2 protein-coding genes are annotated in these 1303 nt (G+C 41.2%); both read right to left on the bottom strand.

Annotated elements, in window-relative coordinates:
• Nucleotides 1-40: 40 nt before the first annotated feature.
• Nucleotides 41-934: an IS3 family transposase gene (locus I4Q58_RS15380; protein WP_203296798.1), complete on the bottom strand. Its 894-nt coding sequence runs from the start codon at nt 932-934 to the stop codon at nt 41-43.
• Nucleotides 892-1263 carry a transposase gene (locus tag I4Q58_RS15385; protein WP_203296797.1) on the bottom strand — a complete coding sequence of 124 codons (372 nt, stop codon included), beginning with the start codon at nt 1261-1263 and terminating at the stop codon, nt 892-894. Before I4Q58_RS15385 ends, I4Q58_RS15380 begins: the two co-directional genes overlap by 43 nt.
• Nucleotides 1264-1303: the final 40 nt, after the last annotated feature.

The raw sequence follows: 1303 nt of genomic DNA on the forward strand, positions 1-1303 counted from the left end.
ATGTCACGTCCTGAAATATGGCTACAGGTTAAAAATTGATTTACGCTGTTAATTTATATACCATTTCAGGTGTTTTAAAATCTAAAGATAAGTGTAATCTTATCTCGTTGTAAAGTTTGATGGCATTTTTTGTTGCTCTCTTTGCGTGTTCCTTGTTATCAAAGGTCTGGTCAAGGTAGAACTCATCCTTTAGGATGCCGTTTACGCGTTCCGCCAGGGCGTTCTCATAGCAATGGTTCTCTTCTGTCATACTGATGCCTATGTTGTTTCTTTTTAGTATTTGGGTGTAAACGTTGCTACAGTACTGTATGCCTCTGTCGGAATGATGTATGAGCTGTTCAATTTCCTTAGCTTGGTATAGGGCTTTGTTTAAAGCTCTGACACAGCCAGACAGCTCTAAACTATTGCTCAGGTCCCATCCAACGATTTTACGAGAATACATGTCGGTTATCAATGCCAGGTAACAGAAGCCCTTTACGGTCCTGATGTATGTGATATCGCTTACCCAGACTTGGTTGGGCCTGTCGACCTCTACATCTTTGATGATGTTCCTGTACTTGTAGAACCTGTGCAATGAATTTGTGGTTCTACAGCTGTATTTCTTTCTATGGGTGAGCATATTGTGTTTTCTAAGGATGTTGAATAAAGTGTCCCTGCCTATTTTTAGATCGGCATCGCTAAACTCTTGGTCCAGTGACCTGGTGAGTTTCCTAACGCCTTCCCTGGGAAGGGATCTGCGTCTGTTCTTGACTATGGACAAGACCTTTTTCTCTATCTCCAAACGTTTGTCCTCCCTGCGCCTGTACTTGTAGTAGGCATCACGTTTTAGACCGAAACAGGCTGTTATAGTCGTTAGAGAGGCAAATCCCCTTGCTTTTTCCCTGGCCTTTATCAGGGCTTGATATTTAGCTTTTTTTTTAGCTCCAGGACAGATTTATATCCCAACTGTTCTGCTGCCACCTCTAGATATGATTCGTCGATGAGGGCATCCATATCCTTTTTCAAGAGCAGTTTCTTTAGCTGTTCAATCTCCTTTTGGAGTTCTTTGATGCGGGTTATTTCATCCTTTGTTTTCACGGTCACTCGGGTGTTCATAAGGTCCTTCCGGTTGTACTTCCTGATCCATTCGTTGATGGTTGTTGGATTGATGCCATAGGCCTTACCTAATTGATACTTGTTTAGTTTTCCGGTGGTAAGTTCGTCTAAAATTTTTAGTTTAAAGGGTTCTGAATACCGTCTGATGATTTTGTCATTTTTGTACATAATGTTTAAAATTATGTAGCCTTTATTCAGGACGGGTCAA

This window comes from Luteirhabdus pelagi, assembly GCF_016827595.1.
Classification (GTDB): domain Bacteria; phylum Bacteroidota; class Bacteroidia; order Flavobacteriales; family Flavobacteriaceae; genus Luteirhabdus; species Luteirhabdus pelagi.